4 protein-coding genes and 1 pseudogene are annotated in these 3,747 nt (G+C 60.5%); 2 read left to right on the top strand and 3 right to left on the bottom strand.

Going from position 1 to position 3,747, the window contains the following annotated elements:
- Positions 1 to 594 (bottom strand): TCP-1/cpn60 chaperonin family protein (locus EOA38_RS30405; RefSeq protein ID WP_281060129.1); only part of this gene is annotated, 594 nt, incomplete at its 3' end.
- Between the two features lie 69 nt (positions 595 to 663).
- On the bottom strand, positions 664 to 960 hold the full coding sequence (gene groES / locus EOA38_RS30400; protein WP_095776521.1) for a co-chaperone GroES: 297 nt from the start codon (positions 958 to 960) through the stop codon (positions 664 to 666).
- A gap of 495 nt (positions 961 to 1,455) precedes the next feature.
- Here groES and EOA38_RS30395 point away from each other — a divergent pair, with 495 nt between their 5' ends.
- The gene (locus EOA38_RS30395; protein ID WP_065006570.1) at positions 1,456 to 1,719 is read left to right on the top strand and encodes a DUF2285 domain-containing protein; all 264 of its coding nucleotides are present in this window, start codon (positions 1,456 to 1,458) and stop codon (positions 1,717 to 1,719) included.
- Positions 1,720 to 2,130: 411 nt separating this feature from the next.
- Positions 2,131 to 2,424 (top strand): DUF982 domain-containing protein, encoded by a 294-nt coding sequence (locus EOA38_RS30390; RefSeq protein ID WP_245480954.1) that lies wholly within the window; start codon positions 2,131 to 2,133, stop codon positions 2,422 to 2,424.
- Positions 2,425 to 2,861: 437 nt separating this feature from the next.
- On the opposite strand, the pseudogene EOA38_RS30385 reads toward EOA38_RS30390, so the two are convergent.
- Positions 2,862 to 3,747 (bottom strand): annotated as a pseudogene (locus EOA38_RS30385) (MFS transporter); the annotation flags it as partial.

Below are 3,747 nucleotides of genomic sequence, written 5' to 3'. Positions count from 1 at the left end.
GCCGCGGTCGAACTGCATGCCTTCGACGACTTCGAGCTCGGTCTCGGCGGTCTTGGCTTCCTCGACGGTGATGACGCCTTCGTTGCCGACCTTCTGCATCGCTTCCGCGATCATCGAGCCGACCGAAACGTCGCCATTGCCGGCGATGGTGCCGACCTGGGCAACCTCCTCGGAGGTCTTGATCTTCTTGGCGTTCTTGATCAGCGTCGCGACGACCTCGGTGACGGCGAGGTCGATGCCGCGCTTGAGGTCCATCGGGTTCATGCCGGCGGCAACCGCCTTGTTGCCTTCCTGGACGATCGACTGCGCCAGAACGGTCGCGGTCGTGGTGCCGTCGCCGGCGATGTCGTTGGTCTTCGAAGCAACTTCGCGGACCATCTGCGCGCCCATGTTCTCGAACTTGTCCTCAAGCTCGATTTCCTTGGCGACGGTGACGCCGTCCTTGGTGATGCGCGGGGCGCCGAACGACTTGTCGATGACGACGTTGCGGCCCTTCGGACCGAGGGTCACCTTCACCGCGTCGGCGAGGATGTTGACACCGCGCAGCATGCGCTCGCGGGCATCACGGGAAAACTTTACGTCTTTGGCAGCCATGTTTAGCTCCTGGCAGGGGCTCGGAACGAGCCCGAAGATTCAAGATTCAGTTGACGGTGAGGCCGATGATCAGCCGATGATGCCCATGATGTCGGATTCCTTCATGATCAGAAGGTCTTCGCCATTGAGCTTGACTTCGGTGCCCGACCACTTGCCGAACAGGATGCGGTCGCCAGCCTTGACGTCCAGGGGGACCAGCTTGCCGCTTTCGTCGCGCGCGCCGGAGCCAACGGCGATGATCTCGCCTTCCTGCGGCTTCTCCTTCGCCGTATCCGGGATGATAATCCCGCCCGCGGTCTTGGATTCGGATTCGACCCGACGAACGACCACGCGGTCATGCAGCGGCCGGAAATTCGACTTTGCCATTTTTGGATATCCCTGGTGCGGAGGTTGAAAGGTTCTCCGTTGCCGGAGCCCGGTTAGCACTCGCCAGCGGAGAGTGCTAACGTGGCGGTGAGATAGGCTGTAGGTTCGTCCTGGTCAAGACGGATGAGCGGACAGCCGAAGAGCAAAAGATTTGGAATCGACACGGAAGCCTGGCCTCCATTACGGCCGCATCCCACTGCCTAAGCGCGTTTCGGCCGTCAGCTCTGGGCCGATTTTTGTGTCTTATTTGAAATGTGAAATTATGTGAAATTAACGGCCGAGCAGTCGGCGGACTCGACTGCGAGCCAAACAGTCTTGAGCTTTTAGCAGTTCATCCCTAACCTGGAGTTGCATCGCCAAAGGAGCGTTTCTGGCTTCGAGCGGGCACTTGCAGACGATGATCGGAATGTCGCCTTGAGGTCGATATTCCCCTCGGTCCGGGTAGCCTGTCGAAGCGAAATCTTGGACCAGTTGTTTCCGGAGCCCGATATCGTGATGAAATACACAGACGTTGAACCAGGTCTTGAAGACGAAGTCCCCTGGTCGGACAGCCTGACCGCCTACGACAAGGAGCACTTCAAGACCTATTTGAGGTTCCTGGACGCCTCCGCCGACGATGCCAGTTATGAGGAGATGGCGCAGGTCATCCTCGGCATCGATCCGGCGGAAGAGCCGGTGCGCGCGCGCAAAGCAGCGCGAAGCCATCTCGATCGGGCGAACTGGATGATGACAACCGGTTACAAGGAGTTGTTCGCGTAAATGAGGGTGAACGGGCGGCGACACACGCTGCTTGTTCAGACGTGATCACGGCGTCAAGAATGGCATGACATCCGGGCCTGCTGGATTGCAGGCTTCTGCTGACGTCTATTCATTGTCAACCTCCGCTCTTCGTACGGGCAGAAGGTTCGCTGCGCCGATGCATCTGTGCGTGGCCATGCAGGTCAGCGGCGGCCGCTCGTCATACCTGGCTGGCGCAGCAAGGGAGAAGATGAACCCGTGTTCGGGCGGCGGGTCAAACCGGCCGATGTTCCAATGGTCCTTCGTCGGGACAGATATGCCACCTGGTGAGCCACCGCAGCAGCGGAGGCGGCTTGCTCGCCTACCGGGGACTTCACGCCGCCACTTTCTCTTGAAATCGTCATCGCCCTGACAAGACATTTTGCGAGTGTGATGAGACGCCTGTTCACGCTACTAGCTGTTCAGCAGGTCAGGAGGATCGAATGGACCCTGACTGTCGATTTCCTAAATGAATGGCCACAAGGTCGCAGAGACCTGATCCACGAAGCCGCCCTCAAGGCGTGCTATGATGCATTCGACGGGCGAAAACCTGTGAGTGCAGCGCGCAATTCTTTTTTCGGCTTTGCGCAGCGGCCGCCATATTGGAGGATGCAACCTCCGCCATGCAATGGCTCCTGCCTGCAAGTGGGCAGCGGAAAAGAGCGAGCCTACCGCGACTCTTGGTAGGCTGGCGCGGGGCTGGTCAAGAGGGCATTGCGCCGTCATAGATCAGCAGCCGCCCACACGAGTGAGGATGCGCAGCAATCCGCGAAGGTTGTGGACGGCTCGGCGTCCAGACCAGATGCCGATGACCAGATGCCGACCCACGATTGAGTGGTTGCATTCATCAGACTCCATGGTGTGGCCGGCATCGGCATGGAGGAATCATAGGCGAGGTTTTCCGACATGTTTGGCTTGCGCGTTCGCCAGCATGGCATCCAAAAAATCCAGGGCGGTGACTCATACCGAGCTCATGCAGCAGGCGAGTCACCTCACTGGTGCCGCAGGCAAGCTCCAGGACCTTGCGGGGCGACGAGCCGAGCTGGTCGGATTGGAGCAGCCCAGGCTTCGGCCTCGCGTCCAGGCGCAATGCAGTGGCCAAAAAGCCAGATTTCGAACCCAAGGGAATCCTGATCGGATTCTTTCCATTGACGAATTGGAAGCAGGAGCCCGGTGGCTGCTACAATGAGCAGGGCGCCAGCGGAGCTTTCCAGCGCCAAGGCGACGGAATAGTTTTCAGCCACCACGCCCCACAGCCAACTGCCGGCCGCGACGCCTCCCGACGAGAGGGCAGAGTAGATCGAGAGCGTGCGGCCAGCGACCCACCGCGGGCTCGATAGTTGTATGCTTACGTCAAGCCCCGTCCAGGTGACGACCCAGCCCGCTCCGCCTAGCGTCAAGGCGATGGCCGCTACCACCAGTGAAGGCGTGAAAGCAAGAGCCAGACAGCACGCCGCGCAGGCGATGCACGCCAGGTCGTCAAGCGCTCCTGCGACAGCGAGCGTCTCAGCGCGTTGTTGGAAATGCCGGCGCACAAGGCACCCGCGCCAAATCCTGCCATCAACACACCGTAAACGATTGGTCCTCCCGAGTTGATCGCGCGCAACGAGAGGCAGCAGCGCAAGGATGCAAATGCTTGTCAGTCCAAACAGGGTTCCGCGCGCGATTGCCGCCTTGATCTCTCCCGACAGCGCTGTGAAGCGCGCGCCGTCATGGATGGCCGTGGTCAATGGCTCACGGGGAAGAGGCGAAGAGCGACCGCTCCATTTGCAGAGCCCTATCGCCCACAGCATCGCTAGATAGGTCAGCGTCGCCAGCGCGAAAGCTGTCAGCGGTCCGAAGGAGGCCACAACGACGCCGCCGAGCGCCGGACCGATGCTTCGCATGGCATTGTAGCCGACCGAGATCAGCGTGACGGCGGCGGGCACTTCGCGCTTTCGCAGAATATCGCCAACCGAGGCGTGCCAGGCCGGATCGGTAAAGGCAGCGCCGCAACCGGCCAGACAGCTC

Source organism: Mesorhizobium sp. M1E.F.Ca.ET.041.01.1.1, from assembly GCF_003997355.1.
Classification (GTDB): Bacteria; Pseudomonadota; Alphaproteobacteria; order Rhizobiales; family Rhizobiaceae; genus Mesorhizobium.
The sequence above is the reverse complement of the archived record's forward strand: the minus strand, read 5'-3'. Positions and strand labels throughout refer to the sequence as shown.